Annotated in this window: 4 protein-coding genes; 3 read left to right on the plus strand and 1 reads right to left on the minus strand. The window is 33.9% G+C overall.

Annotated features, from left to right (window positions below):
• Positions 1-154 precede the first annotated feature (154 nt).
• From DWB61_RS17470 to DWB61_RS17480, 3 genes are all read left to right on the plus strand, one after another.
• Positions 155-1,489, plus strand: a complete 1,335-nt coding sequence (locus DWB61_RS17470; RefSeq protein ID WP_158614461.1) for a S41 family peptidase — start codon at positions 155-157, stop codon at positions 1,487-1,489.
• A gap of 216 nt (positions 1,490-1,705) precedes the next feature.
• Positions 1,706-2,041, plus strand: a complete 336-nt coding sequence (locus DWB61_RS17475) for a hypothetical protein (protein WP_125032225.1) — start codon at positions 1,706-1,708, stop codon at positions 2,039-2,041.
• Positions 2,022-2,390: a hypothetical protein gene (locus DWB61_RS17480; protein WP_125032226.1), complete on the plus strand. Its 369-nt coding sequence runs from the start codon at positions 2,022-2,024 to the stop codon at positions 2,388-2,390. Before DWB61_RS17475 ends, DWB61_RS17480 begins: the two co-directional genes overlap by 20 nt.
• A 119-nt stretch (positions 2,391-2,509) precedes the next feature.
• Here the strand turns inward: DWB61_RS17480 and DWB61_RS17835 are convergent.
• Positions 2,510-2,715 (minus strand): hypothetical protein (locus DWB61_RS17835; protein ID WP_225423418.1); only part of this gene is annotated, 206 nt, incomplete at its 5' end.

Genomic DNA, 2,715 nt, shown 5'->3' on the forward strand with positions numbered 1-2,715 from the left:
GCACCTAACATATGGTATAGCCAATAAGGGTTTGAGAGGTATGCGTTGGTTTTAACTCGCATCAAATTCAATGTACACTGATAAGTTATCACTCCGCTCTCCCTTACTGGCCATACCATCAACCGTTAGCAACAATACAAAATCAACAATACAAATGACAGGAAAGAATTTTTTACTAATAATAGTTGCAATACAACTAATAGGATGTGTTTCGTCAAGAAAAATCAATTATGAATTGATTCAACCACGTGAAACCAATTTGATTACAGCAGGTAAGGTTGACACACTTAGAAAATATATCACTGATATACATCCCAATATTTATTTAGATATCGACACTCTAATTGTTGATTCTTTAGCTAATAAAATTGTGAGCGATAATGAAGGTAAATTGTTGAGTCATGTTGATTTTACACTTGAGATGAGACGTCTTACTGACCTATTTCATTATGTAGATCCTCACCTTATTTACTATCCAAGTTTACAGGTAGACAAAGGCTTCAAGGGAAAGTTTAAACAGCTCAAGGTTTTGCCATTTGAGATTTATAATATCAATGACACATTGCTGATAAAAAAGTCATACGTTGAAGGTTTAAAAAAGGGTGATCATCTTTTGAGTATAAATGGTTATGAAATAGGTGAATTCAAGAAATACATTTACCCAACTTGGAGATCAATGAAAGGTTACGTTATGCAGTTGCAGTCTCAATTAACCTATTCTGAAAAATATAAAATCGTTGTTATTAGAAGTGGTAAAGTTGAAGAATTAATTGTTGAAGGTGTTAGTTCTAATTATGCAACCAATGAAAGATATTGTACAGGAAATCTAATTGACGAGTTTAAAACAGGTTATTGTAAAATATCGAGTTTCACAGGGAATAAATTTATATACAAAGAATTAAAGAATCAGATAGAAAAGACGCAAGCAAAAGGGTATACTAATTTCATCATTGACTTAAGAGGAAATACTGGAGGTAGTGGTTACAAACTTGATGCTATGTTTTCACTTATGTCAGATAAAGATTCTTTACCTTATATGAAATCTCAATTCATAAAAGTTTCGTCAAAAACTAAAGGAGATTATAAATTCTTAAAGGAGTATAAGAAAGGTGATCTAGTTGAGTTCCCGAATAAATTAATGGTTAGAAATGCGCCTCTAAACAAAGACCTGTATCAGGGGAAAATGAATTATTATTTGATGATTGACAAGTCTACAGCTTCTGTTGCAGCTTCGTTTGCAAATATTTTCCAATATAACAACCTCGGCACTCTTGTTGGGGAATCACTTGATCACAATTCATTAAACTTTGGTGATATAATAAGTACATGGGCTTATCAAAATTTAATTGTATCGACAGTCCAGTATAATGAGAATACAAAAAGTTCAGATGGAATTTTAGTGCCAGATATTGAAATTCCATACGTAGCAAAGGAATATATGGCACAGGAAGATCCAATTTTAAATAAACTGCTGAATAAATTAGAATAAAGTAAAGTTGCTAACAAAAGCTAAATTTCATGGGCGGTGACGAGCAGTTCGAAAGTTTAGTGCAATTAATAAACACCAGCAAGCCACTTTAATTGGTTTGTTCAAAAATATAAACAAATTTATGCGGCTTGCTTATTTAGGGGTTTGATAAGACAACTGTTTTAATCGCCCACGAAAACTTAGCAAGCCCGTTGTAACCCATTTAGAAGCAAAATAGTGAACAAATCTAAATTCATAAAACTAAATCTTGACGAGAAAAAGTCGATTTGTCAAAAATTGAATCCATATGATAAAACGGAATGGGATATTTTCAAAGAAGTCGAAAAATTATTCATCATTAAGTATGGAAAACATGAAGCAATTGACAAAATATTCTGTGGATTAGCTCCAATTATGGGACCTTTTAATTCGATAAACGTTTATATAGCTAAAAACAGGAAAAGAATAGACCTACCAGCTGAATTTCATGGATTCCCAATATTCAAGATCTATGAAAGCAAAACCAAGAATTATAAAAACATGATTGAAAACGATGAAAAAAGAAATAATTAAATGGCTTAACAATATTGAAAAGCAAGATGGAACTCCTCCAGATTCTGTAATCGCGTTTAATTTGGGATTAATGGAAAGTGAGCAAGGATTTGTGAAGTATTTTGTTGGAGCTTTTGAATACTCAGAAGAAGATGATGATTGGGCATGCATTGAACCTCCATCAAAACCATATCGATACTTAAGATTGCCTGAAGAAGTGCAAAACGAGCCATGGGAAACTATTCTCAACCTCAGCAATAAAGCATTCTATCAATTGGAATCGGATGGTACTCTAAATAAGACATTGATTAAGAATGCTAAAGCCATAACGACTGGGTTCGATGATGGAGAATTATTGAAAATAAGATGAAAACGGGTTACAACAAAAGCTAAATTTCATGGGCGGTGACGAGCATTTTGAAAGCTTAGTTCAATTAAGAAACACCAGCAAGCCACCTAGATTTGGTTTGCTTAAAAATATAAACAAATTTATGCGGCTTGCTTCCGCGCGGTTTGAAAAGTAAATTCTTTTAAATCGCCCACGCAACTTAGCAAGACCGTTGTAGCCCATGTGTGCTCTGAATGAAACCAATCACTAACTTCGAGTAAGTTACGGAAAGGTTCAGTGCTGTAATTAAGATGGAGGAAGGCCCTCCGCTGGCAATGTGCAGGCAAGCCAGCAAACCGCCCCACGG

The organism is Ancylomarina euxina (genome assembly GCF_003863355.1).
GTDB classification, from domain to species: Bacteria; Bacteroidota; Bacteroidia; order Bacteroidales; family Marinifilaceae; genus Ancylomarina; species Ancylomarina euxinus.